This window comes from Marinomonas pontica (assembly GCF_026191375.1).
Taxonomy (GTDB): Bacteria; Pseudomonadota; Gammaproteobacteria; order Pseudomonadales; family Marinomonadaceae; genus Marinomonas; species Marinomonas pontica.
In genome coordinates, this window is sequence record NZ_JAODTL010000056.1 from 44137 (window position 1) to 60608 (window position 16472).

Annotated in this window: 16 protein-coding genes and 1 pseudogene; all 17 read left to right on the forward strand. The window is 45.2% G+C overall.

The features are described 5' to 3' along the window. Positions 1-15 precede the first annotated feature (15 nt). The gene (gene fliE / locus N5P32_RS16720; RefSeq protein WP_265730153.1) at positions 16-378 is read left to right on the forward strand and encodes a flagellar hook-basal body complex protein FliE; all 363 of its coding nucleotides are present in this window, start codon (positions 16-18) and stop codon (positions 376-378) included. A gap of 27 nt (positions 379-405) precedes the next feature. After that, a pseudogene (gene fliF / locus N5P32_RS16725) lies at positions 406-2081 on the forward strand (flagellar basal-body MS-ring/collar protein FliF). Then, positions 2078-3091, forward strand: coding sequence for a flagellar motor switch protein FliG (fliG, locus tag N5P32_RS16730; protein ID WP_265730154.1), 1014 nt, complete (start codon positions 2078-2080; stop codon positions 3089-3091). The pseudogene fliF and the gene fliG overlap by 4 nt, the downstream one beginning before the upstream one ends. A gap of 7 nt (positions 3092-3098) precedes the next feature. Continuing rightward, entirely contained in the window at positions 3099-3905 is an 807-nt protein-coding gene (locus N5P32_RS16735) for a FliH/SctL family protein (protein ID WP_265730155.1), read from the forward strand. Between the two features lie 5 nt (positions 3906-3910). Continuing rightward, complete coding sequence (fliI, locus tag N5P32_RS16740) at positions 3911-5242, forward strand: flagellar protein export ATPase FliI (protein ID WP_322783885.1); 1332 nt, start codon at positions 3911-3913, stop codon at positions 5240-5242. A gap of 53 nt (positions 5243-5295) precedes the next feature. Beyond that, a complete protein-coding gene (gene fliJ / locus N5P32_RS16745; protein WP_265730156.1) occupies positions 5296-5730 on the forward strand; it encodes a flagellar export protein FliJ in 435 nt (144 codons plus the stop codon). 52 nt (positions 5731-5782) lie between these two features. After that, positions 5783-6559 carry a hypothetical protein gene (locus tag N5P32_RS16750; RefSeq protein WP_265730157.1) on the forward strand — a complete coding sequence of 259 codons (777 nt, stop codon included), beginning with the start codon at positions 5783-5785 and terminating at the stop codon, positions 6557-6559. Continuing rightward, a complete protein-coding gene (locus tag N5P32_RS16755; protein WP_265730158.1) occupies positions 6445-7659 on the forward strand; it encodes a hypothetical protein in 1215 nt (404 codons plus the stop codon). Before N5P32_RS16750 ends, N5P32_RS16755 begins: the two co-directional genes overlap by 115 nt. A 15-nt stretch (positions 7660-7674) precedes the next feature. Continuing rightward, positions 7675-9558 (forward strand): hypothetical protein, encoded by a 1884-nt coding sequence (locus N5P32_RS16760; protein ID WP_265730159.1) that lies wholly within the window; start codon positions 7675-7677, stop codon positions 9556-9558. A 35-nt stretch (positions 9559-9593) separates the two neighbouring features. Further along, a complete protein-coding gene (locus tag N5P32_RS16765; RefSeq protein WP_265730160.1) occupies positions 9594-9896 on the forward strand; it encodes an STAS domain-containing protein in 303 nt (100 codons plus the stop codon). 6 nt (positions 9897-9902) lie between these two features. Continuing rightward, on the forward strand, positions 9903-11612 hold the full coding sequence (locus N5P32_RS16770) for a PP2C family protein-serine/threonine phosphatase (protein ID WP_265730161.1): 1710 nt from the start codon (positions 9903-9905) through the stop codon (positions 11610-11612). 45 nt (positions 11613-11657) lie between these two features. Continuing rightward, a complete protein-coding gene (locus N5P32_RS16775) occupies positions 11658-13247 on the forward strand; it encodes a flagellar hook-length control protein FliK (RefSeq protein WP_265730162.1) in 1590 nt (529 codons plus the stop codon). 116 nt (positions 13248-13363) lie between these two features. Continuing rightward, on the forward strand, positions 13364-13870 hold the full coding sequence (locus tag N5P32_RS16780) for a flagellar basal body-associated FliL family protein (protein ID WP_265730163.1): 507 nt from the start codon (positions 13364-13366) through the stop codon (positions 13868-13870). Positions 13871-13874: 4 nt separating this feature from the next. After that, a complete protein-coding gene (gene fliM / locus N5P32_RS16785; protein WP_265730164.1) occupies positions 13875-14849 on the forward strand; it encodes a flagellar motor switch protein FliM in 975 nt (324 codons plus the stop codon). A 1-nt stretch (position 14850) separates the two neighbouring features. Next, a complete protein-coding gene (gene fliN / locus N5P32_RS16790; protein WP_265730165.1) occupies positions 14851-15312 on the forward strand; it encodes a flagellar motor switch protein FliN in 462 nt (153 codons plus the stop codon). 51 nt (positions 15313-15363) lie between these two features. Further along, positions 15364-15738: a flagellar biosynthetic protein FliO gene (gene fliO / locus N5P32_RS16795; RefSeq protein WP_265730166.1), complete on the forward strand. Its 375-nt coding sequence runs from the start codon at positions 15364-15366 to the stop codon at positions 15736-15738. Next, complete coding sequence (fliP, locus tag N5P32_RS16800) at positions 15738-16472, forward strand: flagellar type III secretion system pore protein FliP (protein ID WP_265730187.1); 735 nt, start codon at positions 15738-15740, stop codon at positions 16470-16472. Before fliO ends, fliP begins: the two co-directional genes overlap by 1 nt.

Sequence of the window (16472 nt, forward strand, 5' to 3'; positions counted from 1 at the left end):
TTTAGGTGAAAAAACATGATTACTGGTCGACCAGACATTAATCAGGTGTTATCTCAAATGAGAGAAATGCAGTCGCAAGTTCGTGCGCCTAACTCTGCTGTGCCTACTGTCACCAAAAACGGTGGTGAAGGAGACGGCGGTCAGGCTGTTGAACGTGCAGACTTTGCAGAAATGCTGAAAAATGCGGTCAATAACGTGAATACTTTACAAAAAGAGTCGACTCAATTAGCCCAATCTTATGAGCGCGGTGACGAAGGGGTGGATTTACCCCAAGTCATGATTGGTTTGCAAAAGTCGAGCGTGTCATTCGAAGCAATGACGCAGGTGCGTAATAAACTTGTAGACGCGTATGAAAAAATCATGAATATGCCGATTTAGGCATAATAAACCGCTTGGCGCTTTTTAATGGATAATATCCCTGCAGAACAATCGGAGCAAAAGCTCTATCTAGAGTTGGTTACCGGCTTTAATAAATTGACGGTAATACGTCAGCTTGCCCTAATGGTGGGCTTAGCGGCTTCTATCGCCATAGGTTTGGCTGCGGTTTTATGGAGCAATGGCCCAGATTACAAGCCAGTGCTTAGTAGCATTACGGACTATAATGCCGATCAAATCGTTGAGATTCTCAGCGTCAATAACATCCCATTTAAATTGGACCAAAACACAGGTGCCTTGCTGGTAGAGTCCGACTTTTATCATCAGGCTCGGCTTAAATTAGCGGGTTCTGGCATTGTTTCTGACAACATTGTTGGCATGGAGATAATGGACCAAGAGCAAGGTCTTGGTACTTCCCAGTTTGTCGAAACGACCCGCTATCGGCGTGGGCTTGAAGGCGAGCTAAGTCGAACGATTTCCAGCCTACAAAGTATTAAAAGTGCAAGAGTGCACTTAGCTATCCCCAAAGAATCTGTGTTTGTTCGTGACACTCGTAAACCATCTGCGTCTGTTTTTCTGGAACTTTATCCTGGTCGACGTTTAGACAAAAGCCAAGTCGAAGCCATTGTCAATTTGGTAGCTTCTAGTATCTCTCAGTTAAGCGATAAAGACGTTACTGTGGTTGATCAGCGTGGCACATTGTTGACAGAAAAAGATTCCAACTCGGAGTTATCTGTGGCTGGCAAGCAGTTTGATTATGCTCGCAAAGTCGAAGATGTATTGCTACAGCGTGTAAACAATATTCTTGGCCCCGTGGTTGGTCAGGGACGCTTCAAAGCCGAAGTGTCTGCTGATGTCGACTTTACGGCGGTTGAAAAAACAGACGAACAGTACAACCCCGATTTGCTGGCGTTACGAAGCGAACAAACCTTAAAAGAAAATCGTGGTGCTGGCGCAAATGCGAGCGGTATTCCTGGAGCCTTGACCAATCAGCCCCCGGAGCGGTGACTATTCCTGAGGCGGTTGATCAAAATGGCGCGCCAATTGGTGGAAGTACCTCTGCAGCTAATGGTCAGTCACGAGAAGAAACGACCCGTAATTTTGAATTAGATCGAAGCATTAGTTACACCAAGCGTCAGCAAGGCATGGTGAGACGTTTGTCTGTGGCAGTGGTGGTGGATGACCTGGTCAGTTTGAATCCAGACACTTCTGCCATTATTCGTACGCCGTGGAATGATGATGAACTGGGGCGTTTAACTCTCTTGGTGCGCGATGCGGTTGGTTATGATCCGTCTCGCGGTGACAGTGTCAGTGTGATTAATTCGCCGTTTGCTTTACCCGATCCTGAAGAGCCTGTTGTTGAGCTGCCTTTCTATCAGCAAGCTTGGTTCCTGAATTTAATTCAGCCAACCTTGGTTGGTTTGTTTGTGTTGATTCTATTGCTGGTCGTCGTTCGACCTATATTGAAAACCCTTAGTGACCAAAATAAAATTGCGGTTACAGAAGACACTGAAGCTGCGATATTCTCTGATGAAACCGATGAGATTTCTGACGATCAGGTGTCTTTAGTCAGCGCCGAGGATATTTTGGTACCAGGATCACCAGAGAAAATTGACAGACAATTGAACGCAATTCGTGGTTTGATCGCCGAAGAGCCAGAGCGTGTTGCTCAAGTCGTTAAACAGTGGGTAATGGAAAGCAAATGAGTGATATGGGCCAAGGTGCAGAGTTAAGTTCGGTTCAAAAAGCGGCCGTACTGCTTATGTCATTAGGTGAGTCGGATGCGGCTCAGATTCTAAAGCATATGGGACCTAAAGAGGTTCAGCGTATCGGCCAGACTATGGCTCAGCTTTCTAATATTCAGCGCCATCAAGTCGAAAAAGTATTGGATGATTTTTTGGTGTTAGTTGGCGACCAAACTGGACTAGGCTTGGGTGCCGATGGCTATATTCGAAATATGCTTCGTGAGGCGCTCGGTGAAGAAAAAGCCGGCAGTCTGATTGACCGAATTTTACTGGGTGGTAATACCACAGGGTTGGACACACTAAAGTGGATGGAGTCTCGTGCTGTGGCGGATGTTATCCGTTATGAGCATCCTCAGATACAAGCGATTGTCATCTCGTATTTGGACCCAGATCAAGCCGCCGACATTTTAGCGAACTTTGATGAGCGAGTGCGTCTTGACATAGTGTTGCGTGTCGCCGCGTTAGAAACGGTTCAACCAGCGGCACTTCAAGAGTTGAACAATATTCTAGAAAGACAGTTCTCTGGCAATAACTCCACCCAATCTACTACTATCGGCGGCATTCGTACGGCGGCCAATATCATGAACTTTATTGATAGTTCCGTAGAGTCTGAATTGATGGAATCGATTCGTGACGTCGATGAAGATTTGGCCAATACCATTCAAGATCTGATGTTCGTGTTTGATAACCTTTTGGAAGTGGATGATCGTGGCATTCAGGTCATACTTCGTGAAGTGGAGTCTGAAACATTGATCCTTGCCCTGAAAGGCGCAGATCCAGACATGCAGGAGAAGGTCTTTAAGAACATGTCTTCTCGAGCTGCGGACATGCTTAAAGACGATCTAGAGGCGAAAGGTCCTGTTCGTGTGAGCGAAGTGGAAGTTGCTCAGAAAGAAATATTGGCTGTTGCCAGACGCCTTGCCGACAACGGAGAAATAGTTCTCGGCGGCGGCGGTGAGCAGATGGTTTAAGTAGAGCATGTCTGATCATAAGCAAGATAAGGACGAGCGCAAGCTGACGGCCTACGAGCGTTGGGAGCTTCCTCATCTAGAAAGCAATAAGCCTAATAACAACACTGGGCCAGCGGTACTGATCCAAAAAAACACGGTAGTCACCAGTGAAGAAGTGGATGAAAGCTCTTTGGTTTATGAGCCGTTAACCGCATCCCAGTTAGAAGAAATTCGCTCTGCCGCGTACGATGAAGGGTATATACAGGGCGAAGAAGAAGGCCATAAGAAAGGCCATGCTGATGGATTTTCCAAGGGTGAAGTGGATGGCTTTGAAAAAGGTCATGAAGAAGGTCGTGTAGTTGGTTTCGAAGAAGGGTTGGCGCAAGCAAAAGCGGATGCTCAGGTTAAGTTAGAGCATATTGAGCAGTTGTTGGCGAATGTGGTGAAAGAAATTACTCAGCCTTTGGAAGACAGTCGAGCCGGTGTTGAGCATATTTTGTATCAATCCATGACCAGAATGATCGAAAATATTTGTTTGTCTACTATGTCGCAAGATGGGCATCGTGTATTAAAAACACAGTTAACAAAAATCTTTGATGAAATTGGCGAATACGAGGGACGTATTCGACTTAGGCTTCATTCTGACGATGTTCAGGTTATTGAAGAACTTGGCATCAATGAACGGCTAATGATTCAACTGGAAACGGACGATTCGCTTATGAGTGGCGGTTTTGTTCTGGATTCGAAATCTTTTCATGTTGATGGGCGTGTGGAGCAGCGTCTTGATGCTGTCTTCAATGAGCTTCGTACCCTTTCTTTGTCTGAGCAGGATTAACTGCTGTGACTACGCTTGAAGAGCGCCTCAATAAACTCTTGCACATTTCTCCTACGCCATTGCCACCTCAAATAGAAGGGAAAGTGACCCGCATGGTTGGCCTAACAATGGAAGCCGTGGGTTGTGTCGTGGCTTTAGGAGATCGTTGTTCTGTCCAAGTGAGAAAAGACCGCTGGGTTGAATCTGAAGTGGTTGGCTTTACTGGTGATTTGACGTATCTCATGCCGACGGAAGCAATAGAAGGTATATCACCTGGCGCCAGAGTTCGTCCTTTATTAGGCGACAGCAAGATGCCTGTTGGCGATGAGTTATTGGGTCGTGTTGTTAATGGCTTAGGCAAGCCGTTGGATGGAAAAGGGCCGATCAAAACCAAAGACTCCGTAACCTTGCATGGTAATGTGATCAACCCATTACAAAGAAAACCGATTAGTGAACCTCTGGATGTCGGCATAAAAGCGATTAATAGCTTATTAACCGTTGGTAAGGGGCAAAGGCTGGGGCTTTTTGCTGGCAGTGGCGTGGGTAAGAGTATGCTTCTCGGTATGATGACTAAGTATACTGAAGCCGACATCACGGTGGTGGGGTTAATTGGTGAGCGTGGTCGAGAAGTAAAAGAGTTTATTGATCAAATACTAGGCGAAGAGGGGCTCTCTCGCTCGGTTGTTGTTGCGTCTCCTGCGGATGATTCTGCCTTGATGCGTTTACGAGCAGCGATGCTGGCAACTCGAATTGCCGAATACTATCGTGATCAAGGTAAAAACGTGTTGCTATTAATGGACTCACTAACTCGCTATGCGCAAGCTCAACGGGAGATTGCACTATCGGTAGGCGAGCCTCCGGCAACAAAAGGCTACCCACCTTCGGTTTTCTCTAAGCTGCCTCAGCTAGTTGAACGTGCAGGAAATGGCTGCGAAGGCAGTGGGTCCGTCACCGCATTTTATACCGTGTTGACCGAAGGTGATGATCAGCAGGACCCTATTGCAGATGCGTCTCGTGCGATTCTTGATGGTCATATCGTTTTGTCTCGGCGCTTGGCCGAAGAAGGGCATTATCCTGCGATTGATATTGAGGCGTCTATTTCTCGTGCTATGCCGCATATTGTCAGTGAAGATCATTTGTATGGTGCTATGCGGGTTAAGCAGCTGTATTCGAAGTTCCAGCAGAACCAAGATCTGATTTCTGTGGGCGCATACGCTCGTGGAAGTGACCCCGATTTGGACCAAGCCATTGTGCAAATGCCTGAAATTAGGGGGTTTTTACAGCAGTCTCTTTCGGAGAGCTTTACAATAGATCAAAGCTTGCAAGAGCTTGTCACAGCCATGACGAAAGGGCAGTAGACGATAGTGTGTAAAAACGTCTACTATTTAGTGAGTTTTTCATCGGAGGTTGCATGAAAAAGTCACAGCGAATGCAAATTTTGGTTGATCTTGCTAAGCGCAAAGAAGATACCGCGGCTCAGCAACTGGCTCGTGATAAGGCAAAAGTCATGCACGATGAGCAGAAGTTGAATGAGCTACGAGAATACGCGGAGCAATACGAATCTGAGCGAAACCTGTTAGGCTTGAGTGCCTATCTAACCACGAACTATCAGCACTTTGTGACTCGGGTACAGCAAGCGATTGTTCAGCAAGAAGCGGCGGTCGGTCGTGCAGAGCAGCAAGCTGATATGAGTATGCGACGATGGCTACAAGCTCGATCAAAAACGAAAAGCATGGATTGGCTAAAGGACAAAAATCATAAAGCGGAAGTGCTTTTGGAAACCAAACAAGAGCAACGTCAAAGTGATGAATTTGCGATGCGGCGCTTTTTAGATAGCATGCGATAGTCTTTCTATTGAGTGTTGTTCCATCATTGAGTGTGTTTTTTTAGGGTGAAATATGGCTGGACAGGATAACGGATTAACCAATGTGTCTTTGCCTTTTGCTCAGTTGAACAGCGCGTTACAAGAATACGTTAATGCTCCGATGAAAGGGTTGATGCATTTTCAGCAAGCGCTCCTTTCCGTAAAAAACGTCTCTTTACCTGCGATTTCATCACCTCTTTATCAGCGTCAATTCGTGTCGCTTGTGTCTGCCGTTGATGGTCTTTTGGCGGTAGGCTCTCCGTATTTTGAAGAATATCATCGCGCTTTTTTGTCGGCGACAGACGCTCTTTTTCAAGTGATGATTGCAAATCAGTTCGGTGCTGAGCGTAGTCGTCAGCTTGAGGGGTTATTGTCAAGTGATCGAGCATGTTGGGTGCTTATAGCGTCTCTGAATGATTCTTCATCGACATCTCCTGTTTATGGCAATTACGAAGCGGAATTTGACTCAATATCTGCCAGTGGAGTCAAAATTGACACCTATTTTGATGATTTTTCTCATGTGGGTAACGTGTCGTTTCAGTTGGATTCTGCTCAAAATGGGAGGATTAAAGGCCGGTTCTGGTTAGTGACGGTGCAGTCTCTTACTTGGCTAAAAATGACGTTCCCTCATTTGCATTGGCGACTGTTGTCCAGACATGACGATACGCCATTGAAAGCCTTGTGTGAGGCGAGTTTTTGCCTTTATTTCAAAATCTTACCATGCACCGTGATTCACGTTATCGACTGTTGTCGATGTTTGAAAGTCGATTTAAACGCCAGTTTTACCAATCTTTTGGTGCGTTTTTTTTGACGCAAGATACGTCGATTCATCATTCAACACGTTTAGTACCGTCTCTTGTGTCGGGTGAGTCCTTCGAAGTGCAAAATGGCTATTACTATTACCCGATGCGGCAAGGTGGGTCGGTTTACATTGGACGTGCTGCTAAACACGAAGACGCAGCGGGTGAGACGTATCTGGCGTGTCTTGGTCACGATTACCTTTCTTATCGCTTATATGAAGTGGAAACGCCTAATGGAAAGTGTGTTTTTCCACATGATGAGTGTTTGGGGCGATATCGTGTAACGGATCTGGATGTTTATTGCGTTGGACAAACATGGTGGTTTCATTGTGGTAGTCATCTTGATGCCGAAATTGTGCTGAGCATGCCTTTAAGTGAAACAGACCGCGATGCTTTTTGTTTTCTGATGTCTGACGTTGAGCATGTCTTGCTGGTTCAGCAGGGACATCGTTTTTTCGCTGTGCCTTATGTCTCAATTCGTGATGTAGAGGGAGTCTGTTCGAGGATGCCTTCGCAGCGTTCATGGGCTAAAAATATTTGGGTGAATCCATTGAATCAAGCAATGGTAGAGCCTTGGTTGTTTGATGGAGATCCGTTGTTTGAAGCGGCTAGCAAAAAAGAACGTATGAAATTTATTCAGTCTGCTAAGAATGGTTATTATTTTGTTAATGTCTGTGGCAGGATGTTTTGGGTAGAGGCAAGTTTGGTTTTATCTGTTTTGCCTTATCAGGTGCCTCAAACAATTATTCAGTTTACGGATGCGGGCGCTGAGTGCGTCGATTTTTTAGTGCACGATGGACATTGTGTTGATCGCATCTTGTCGGGAGCAACTTTTGGAGAAGAGTTAGCCGTATCTTCTGCAAAGGCTGCTTTTACTCTGATTCTTGAATGGCAGAATGAATCGATACTTGTGTCTTGCTCCTCGTGTGACTGGCATGACAATGTGCCTGACTATGATGTCGCTTTCGATGGTATTTCGTCGTTGCTTCCTACATCAGAAGAAGGCGGAAGGGATTTTTTATCGTCTGCGCTGAGTAGCGAGATGTTGATTAATAAGAAAAATTATTTGTCCTTTGTGGCTGGCGTTTGGCCATCTTTCTCATTAGCTTGAAAGTGATTATTGACTATGAATACACCGCATTCATCTGTTGGCGCTCCTAGAAAAGAGCTCATTAATAGGCTGCAAAAAGGCGTTGTTGCTTTGATATTTTTACTGATACTCGCCTTCAATGGTATGTATTTGTGGGTCAGTCAAGGTTTGGAAAAGCAACACCTTCAGCAACAACAACTCAGTGAATTGCAGGCATTAACATACAGTGCCAAAGCGCATTGGCAGGCGTGGTTGTTACGAGGTCATTCTCAAGGTGCTAACGTCAATGATGTAAGCGAAGAGGCCGATGTTTTTTATCAAGCCTTGTTGAGCGAATACCGTCTGATTGAAAGCCGACTTCCTCGTTTTACATTTACCTCTGATGTGGATTTCTCTGCGTCGATTGAATCGCTTAATCAATTATTTCAAGAGTCCATAGACTTAACTGTGTTGGTGGGGAATGAGCGAGCGGTGGCTTTTTCGTCTGTTGATGCGCTAAATAAGCTGGATGATATCTTGGTACAGAGTGGTGTGAGTCTAGAATACCATCGACAGCTTTTTTCTGAGCATCTGCTATGGGGCGCTTGTGCGGTACTTTTGGCGATGTCAGCCATTATTCTGCTATTGAGTGTGCGTTTTGCGCGTCAGTTGCGCTCTGGCTTGGCGGCGGTACATACGATTATAGACCATCATAAACATAATCATGCTTCTGTTTTGTCGCCTCGTAGTGTTGTCGATGAATTGACCGACCTTGGTCACCAAATTGACAATGAATTGGCGTCTCGTGATTTTGATTTAGCTCATTATCAAGACGGCTTGAGTTTGGTTGAGCGAGCATTTGACCAAGTCGATGAGGCGTTTTTGGTCACCAATCATGATGGGGACGTTAATTGGCTGAGCGCGGGTGCAGAGCGTTTGTGGTTCAGAAACACTTCTTTGTTTGAGTCCATGTTTGGCATTGATTCTGGTTTGGATGATCCAGTCGGAGAGCGAATCTCGGACTCGATTTTGCTGTCTGATGACGATCTCACATTGAACTTGTCAGACGGTATTTATGTGCTGTCGGTTAAACGGTTTGCGAGCGATGTGGAGAGGGAGGAAAACGATTTGCAACGCTTTATTTCCATTCGACCTAAATCAGAGTTGGTTGAGTTTGATGTGTTGCATCATAGCTTGAAGCTCATGGTTCAGGATGTTTGGGACGCTCCGATTAGGCCTTTAAGGTCGTCATCACCGTATGCTGGTTTTGCGAAGTCGTTAGAGAATATACGACGGAAAGTATCCGTTGTATTTGATGAACTGAACGCCGCCTTATTGCACACAAATTCGATTGATAAAGTTACTAAACTACAACAAATAGCATCCCTAATTGACGAAAAAACAGATCACAATAATTCATCGGAAAATGATCTGGTTGCTGTTGAAAACACACAGGCAGAGTTAGTGCAAAGTGAGTTGAGCAATGTGGCATGGTTGTCAGAGCAGATTCGGGATTCGCTCATTCTTGGCTATGAACTGGTGTTGCAACGTTTGGCCTTGGTTGAGAAAGATTTGTCTTCAGATGTGTTTCTGTTGAGCGATGTAGAGCGTTGTTTAAATGAAGTAAGAGCAGGTGTATTAACCAGCTTAGCCGCGACGGAGGGGGAAAGTGAAACCATTCGTCATCGATTTGCGGTTGATTTACAACATGACATTGGCAACGTACAAAGCCAAATAGAAAGCATGAAATCCATGGCTGCTTCAACCTTGACCTTGCTCGAATCAGATCGAAGTGTGGGTGTGGCAAGGTTAGATAAAGCAAGAGCGTCTGTTAATGAAATGCTAGTACGTGTTCATGGCTTAATGGAAAAATCGGCATCCAATGCGCCTTCCATTGTGGACGAGAGCGCAATTAAAAAAACAAACGATGAGTGGGAATAGAATAAAGTTTTCCACTCAGACTTGAGGAGTCGTCTGTGGTTGAAAGCTTTATTGATAAAAAAACGGGGTGTCTAACGATCCAGATCAAAGGGCGTTTTGATTACAGCTGCCATAAAGCCTTTAAACAAGCGTTTTCTAAAGGCAGTGTTGTGTCGTCATACGATGTGGATTTGTCAGAAGCGACTTATTTAGACAGCTCAGCGCTCGGAATGCTGTTATTGCTAAGAGACCATGCTGGTGCCGAGAGATCTAAAATTCGCCTGATTCATGCGAATAATGCCGTTGTTGAGATTTTAAAAATGGCTAATTTTCATCGGCTTTTTGTTATTACTGAGTAGTATCATATGGAACACGTTTTAACCATATTGATTGCGGACGACAATCCATCAGACAGAATTCTGTTGAAGGCCATTTTGAGCCAATTTGGTCACAAGGTGATCACGGCGATTGATGGGCAAGATGCCATTGATAAGTTCGATCCAGACACCATTGAACTGGTCTGTTTGGACATTAAAATGCCGCATAAAGATGGTTGGGAGGCCGCGCTTGAGATTCAGCACTTAGCGGGTGATTTGTTTGTTCCTATTATATTTCTTTCTGGGATTGCTGATCCCATCGCGTTGTCTAATTGTCTGCGTATCGGTGGCATAGACTTTATATCCAAGCCATACAACCCTGCTTTGATTACTGCTAAATTGAACGCTATTGTTCGATTGCTTGTTATGCAGAAAACACTTGAAGAGCAGCGTGACGCTTTGAGTGCGTATAATGAACAGTTGTTAAATGACCAAGACGTTGCGAAGGTTGTTTATGAAAATATAACTCATTCAAATTGCCTTCAAGATCCGGCACTTTCGACCATACATTATGGTACGCATACCTTTAATGGTGATGTTATTTTGGCTGCCTATAAACCAAATGGCGGCATGCATATTTTATTAGGAGACTTTACCGGACACGGTCTTTCTGCTGCGATTGGTGCATTGCCTTTGGCTGATATCTTTTTTGATTGGACGCGAAAAGGTTTTCTAATGCGGCAGATTCTTCCTGAAATAAACGCGCGCTTAAAAAATATTTTACCGGCTAATATGTTTTGCAGTGCGGCGTTTATTGATGTGAAAGTGAATAATAAAAGCATAGAAATTTGGAATGGTGGCTTGCCAGATTTATTGTTTTTTCCCAGTGCTGCGGATAAGCCGGTTCGTTTTTCTTCTAAGAATTTGCCCTTGGGTGTCTTATCTCCTGATGCGTTTGAGTGTGAAATTGATCCGATTTCTTTTGTCCCTGGAGATCGCTTGGTGGCATTTTCTGATGGTGTTTATGAAGCGTTGGATTCATCCGGACAGATGTTTTGTCATTCAGTCTTGCACCCGCTTTACCAAGGAGACATTGACGCAGAGCACTCACTGGATTGGTTGGTTGATCAACTGGAAACAGAAGGTGTGTTGAAAAACCCTCATGACGATATTTCATGTCTAAGCGTTCGTTTGGATAGTAATATTGGTATTGACTCTTCCGAGCAAGAGATTCGAAAGGGGCATGATGAGGCGCCAGCCGATTTTTCTTTCGAGTATGTTCTAAACGCAGATTCGCTTCGCAATACCGATCCATTGCCTTATGTTTTACAAATTTTGACCACGGTTCCTGGGTTGAGTAGCTTCTCCAGTCAAATTTTTATGATCCTTTCTGAATTGTATTCAAATGCGCTTGAACACGGCGTTTTAAAGCTTAGTTCGGCAAAGAAAAGCTCCAGTGACGGTTTTGTTCAGTATTATGACGAACGAGAACGAAGATTGTCTAATTTGGTGGACGGGTACGTGAAAATTTCAGTGAAAGTGTCGTCGGATCTTAACAGTCGGTCACTCATTTTATACGTGGAAGACAGTGGTTCAGGATTTGATTACCACAGCGTAAATTACGACATGTCCAATACGGAGTTGCTTTATAATCGTGGCTTGGCTTTATTGGATCAGCTGTGCTCCAAGCTGGAGTTTTCTAAGGGAGGAAGTGCAGTGACAGCACATTATCAGTGGCAAGTAGGGGGATTGGGTTAGGTTGGCCTTTCTATTGCATAGTCCTTTGTATTGTCGGAGGAAATTATGCGCACAGATTCAAATTCGGTATTGTCATTGTCTTCAGGTGTACCACCTAAGAAGCCTATTTCGACCAAAAGTCCTTCTAGAAATGGAGAGGCTTTTTCCAGTGACTTTAATAAAGCCAAAGACACTCTAGACGCGAAAAAAAACACGGCAAGTGACGTAGATAAGGCCTCTTCATCTGCCAGTGCGGCCCCAACAGATACCACAAAAAAAGCGGAAAACGTCATCTCTTCTAATGATGAAAAGGGTGGGGGTGTCGCTAAATCGGATGAATCTCCAGCGTCAACTTCTCATGATACTGTTACTGCTGATGGTGGCAAAACTTTGCAGCCAGAAGGCGAGAATGCTCCTTCTGAAGAGATGCTACCCGCAGTTTCAGTCGATCAGACGGCGGCATTGGCATCGGCGTCAACAGTTGAAGTAACCGCGGATAGTTTGCCGGTTGGTGTGCCAGAAGTTGGCGTTGACGGAGTGGTCGATGATAAACAAGTTGTTGCAACTTACATTATGCCGCCAAACTCTCCCACCGTTGTCAAAGAGGGGGAGGCTGAGAACACATCCAGCATAACCACAAAAGCAGGCGCTAATATTCTTGGATTGAGTGCGATTAAACAGGCTGTTGTTGGAACGGATAAACTTGTTAAAGAGGCAGATATTCCTGTTACTGATTCGGCGGATGCGCCTGCACCATTGAATGAAGATGGTTCACTTTCATGGGTGTTATCTCAAATGGAGGCGCCCGTGACTAAGGCTTCAGCTCTTGCACCTAATGTCGATCCTGCGACGGAGGTAGCAAAAGCCACTGTTGGTGTGGCCGCTGGCGTCATTGCTGGGGCTAATAAGGACGGGCGTAATGAGACGGTGCCGTTGTCATTAATGGGGGCGGGGGTTGTCACTTCTACTGACAGGGAAAAGGCAGACTCTGCCACCACATTGCTCGATGATGGCTTTGTGTTGAATGAGCCAATTGAATTACGTAAAAAAGAACAAGAAGCCATGATAGGACGAATGGCAGCACAAGTGGATGGCAATGTAAGTGATGCTGGTCGTGATGACAACGCACTAGGTGGTTTAAATAGCTCACTACAAAATAATGCTAATCGTGCCGCTGTGGTAGGTAGCGCGGCTGCTATGACACCTCAGAATAACTTGACTATGAGTTTGCCGCCAGGGCACCCTGGATGGGCGAATGAAATGAGCCAAAAAGTGGCTTGGATTGCGCGTGATGGCGGCCATACCGCACATATCCGATTGGATCCACCTGAGCTGGGTAGCTTAACGGTGAAAGTGTCAGTGGACAGTGATTCTAATACTCAAATTAGCTTTGTTGCGGCGACACCTCAAGCGAGGGATCTGTTGGAAGGGCAGATGGGGCGATTGAGAGAGATGCTGGCTCAGCAAGGTATGGATCTTAGTCGAGCGGATGTGGATGTTTCTCAGCAAGACACCTCTGGTGCGCAAGATAGGGCCAATAATCGAAATAATGGCACTCCTCAAGGGAATTTCATGGCGACAGAGGATGTGGATGAAGACTTGATTCCGACTAATTTGTCGTATGTTTCTGCGTCTGGCGTTGATTACTATGCTTAAACTTACGAGAAATTGATGGTGCTATGTTTGATTCTTTGTAGAATAGGGGATGGCTTACGAATTGATAGCGTCGTGAGTGTTCCATAGAAAGAATTTGATAGCTAAGGTTTGAAGAGATGGCTGAAGAAGACGGTTTGGATATCGGTACTGAAGAGGGAAAGTCTGGCGGTAAGAAAAAGCTTATTATCATCATTGCCCTTGTTCTCGTTCTAGTGGGTGGTGGCGCCGCAGCGTATTTTTTATTGTTCAGTGGTTCTGATGATGCTGAAACAGCAGAGTCAGCTGAAGCTGCGTTAGTCAATGAGCCTTCTACATATTTAGCGCTGGATCCTGCCTTTACAGTGGATTTCATGGTGGATGGTAAGCAACGTTATGTGCAGCTTAATATGTCTGTGAAGTCCAAAAATATAGATCAAATCAATGCCGTGACTATGCATATGCCTTTGATTAGAAACAGTTTGGTGTTGCTTTTCTCTAGCCAGTCATTTGACGAATTGCAAACGGCTGATGGAAAAATGGCGTTAAAACAGGCCGCTCTTGATGCGATTAATGGCATTCTTGAGCAAGAAACGGGTCAGGGTGGCATTGATGCTGTGTTATTCACTAACTTTGTGATGCAATAATATTATGTCAGCTCAAGATCTGTTATCCCAGGACGAGATAGATGCACTCTTACATGGTGCGGACGAGAAGCCTGCCGAAGAGGATAACCGAGACGCGAATGGTGTGGCGTCTTATGACATCACTAGCCAAGAGCGTATTGTTCGTGGGCGAATGCCCACTTTGGAAATGATAAACGAGCGCTTTGCTCGTTATACTCGTATTAGTTTGTTTAACATGCTTCGTCGTACAGCAGATGTTTCGTCTGGCGGTCTTCAGGTGATGAAGTTTGGCGAGTATGTCCATACGCTTTATGTTCCCACCAGTTTGAACCTAGTGAAATTTCGGCCTTTAAGAAGTACGGCTTTGTTTATTTTGGACGCCAAGCTTGTTTTTAAGTTAGTGGATAACTTTTTTGGTGGTGATGGGCGTCACGCTAAAATCGAAGGTCGAGAGTTTACACCGACAGAAATTCGCATTGTTCAATTGATGCTAGAGCAAGTGTTTGTGGATCTGACTGAGGCTTGGGCGCCTGTATTGAAATTGGAACTGGAATACATCAGTTCTGAAGTGAACCCTGCCATGGCCAACATTGTAAGCCCAAGTGAAGTGGTGGTTGTGTCTACCTTCCATATCGAATTGGACGGTGGTGGCGGTGAGCTTCATATCACGCTGCCGTATTCAATGATCGAGCCGGTTCGCGAATTGCTGGATGCGGGTGTACAGAGTGATGTGGATGAAAAAGACGACCGTTGGGGACGCTCTTTGGAGCAAGATGTAAAAGACATCGATGTTAAGTTGTCTGTGAATGTGGCGAACCGAAAAATCTCGTTAAGAGAAGTGTTAAAGTTCAAAGCGGGAGATATTATTCCAATAGAAATGCCTGAGTTTGTCACTGTTCGAGCGAATGGTGTACCAACATTTAAAGGTAAATTGGGTGTGAGTAATGAACGCTACTCTGTGCAAATGGAAGAAAGTTTTAAAACGAAGGTGACGAAATAACATGGCAGAAGAACAAAATCCAGACGCAGCAGGAATGGACGAAGATTTGGCGGACGAATGGGCGGCAGCAATGTCTGAAGCTGGCGAGTCTGAAGAGGGCGAAGGCATAGAAGACGAATGGGCGGCGGCCATGTCGGAGCAAAAAGTAGAGCCTGTTAAGCTGGAAACGCTGTCTAATCCATCTGTCCCAAGTGGCGGAGTAGGCTCTGATCTTGATTTGATTATGGACATCCCTGTTGTCCTTTCAATGGAGCTAGGAAACACTGAAATTGCAATTCGCAATTTAATGCAATTAACACAAGGTTCGGTTGTTGAACTTGACCGTTTTGCTGGTGAGCCGCTTGATGTTTTGGTTAATGGCACACTGATTGCCCATGGCGAGGTAGTGGTCGTCAATGATAAGTACGGTATTCGTTTAACCGATGTTGTCAGTCCTAGTGAGCGTATTAGACGACTTAAGTAGATTACATTGAATTATATTTCACCTGTTCGCGTTTTTATGGCCATGCTTTGCATGGCTTCTCCACATTTGTACGCCGCTGGTGTGCAAGAGATGTCTGCGGCTACGTCTATTTGGAAAGTGGTGCTTTCTTTGGTGTTTGTCATCGCCTTTATTCCAGCTTGTCTTTGGTTGATGAAACGCTTTCAGCTCACGCAGATGAAGTTGGGGCAGTCAGACATTAAGGTTGTGAATGTCCAATCTTTAGGTGCTAAAGAGAAGCTGATGCTGGTTGAGGTGGAAGGTGAGCGTTTGCTTATAGGTGTTACCGCACATTCGATCAGCCACTTAAAAAGCTTTCCTTCTCATGGCACCTCTTTTGCGTCAATGATGGAGAGTGCTGATAGGGAGCGCTCTGTGGTCGGTAAGAATCAGGAGACAGACTCTTGATGCGCTTATTGCTGCTCTTGCTGTTGGTGTTTCCTGCTCTTTCTTGGGCTGAAGTTGGCTTGCCAGCGGTAAAAGTCGTTACGAATGCCGATGGTAGCCAAGATTATTCGGTGTCGCTGCAAATCCTCTTTATTATGACCGCGCTGACGTTGTTGCCAGCGGCCTTGATGATGATGACAGCGTTTACTCGTATTGTTGTGGTGCTGGCTATTTTGCGTCAGGCAATAGGTTTGCAACAAACGCCGTCGAACCAAATTATGATCGGCATGGCTTTGTTTCTAACCTTATTTATCATGACGCCAACCTTGGATAAGATAAATGAAGTCGCGTTGCAGCCTTATTTAAAAGAAGAAATGACCTCAGTTCAGGCCGTTGAAGCGGCCTCTGTGCCAGTCCGTGATTTTATGCTGGCGCAAACTCGGGAAGATGACATTGCGCTGTTTGTTAAGCTGGCCGGTCGGGAGGGCAGTATTCAGTCTATGGAGACTTTACCGTTTACCATTTTGATGCCAGCGTTTGTGACCAGTGAACTGAAAACGGCCTTTCAAATCGGTTTTATGATTTTTATCCCTTTCTTGATCGTCGATATGGTCGTTGCCAGTGTGTTAATGGCGATGGGTATGATGATGCTTTCACCAATCATTATTTCGCTACCGTTTAAAATAATGCTCTTTGTGATGGTAGATGGTTGGTCTATGATTATGGGTACTTTAGCGGCAAGTTTTGGGATTTAG